The following is a 202-nucleotide window of genomic DNA, read 5'->3' on the forward strand; positions in this document are numbered from 1 at the left end:
GCTGGGCGTCTTCGGCGACCCGGCCACGACCGGCAAGCCCGCCGGCGACGACCTGGTCGAGGGCAAGCGCACGGTACTGGTGGCGCGGGCCCTCGACGGGGCCGACGAGGACGACGCGGCCCTGCTCGACCGGGCCCTGGGCCGCCCCCTCGACGCCGACCAGGTCGAGCGACTGCGCTCGATCATCTCCGGATCCGGCGCC

The 202-nt window shown here is 76.7% G+C and carries 1 protein-coding gene; it reads left to right on the forward strand.

From position 1 onward, the window contains the following. Positions 1-202 (forward strand): polyprenyl synthetase family protein (locus tag QWJ41_RS21975; protein ID WP_302710620.1); only part of this gene is annotated, 202 nt, incomplete at both ends.

Origin of the sequence: Nocardioides cremeus (assembly GCF_030518195.1) — a bacterium.
Lineage (GTDB): Bacteria > Actinomycetota > Actinomycetes > Propionibacteriales > Nocardioidaceae > Nocardioides > Nocardioides cremeus.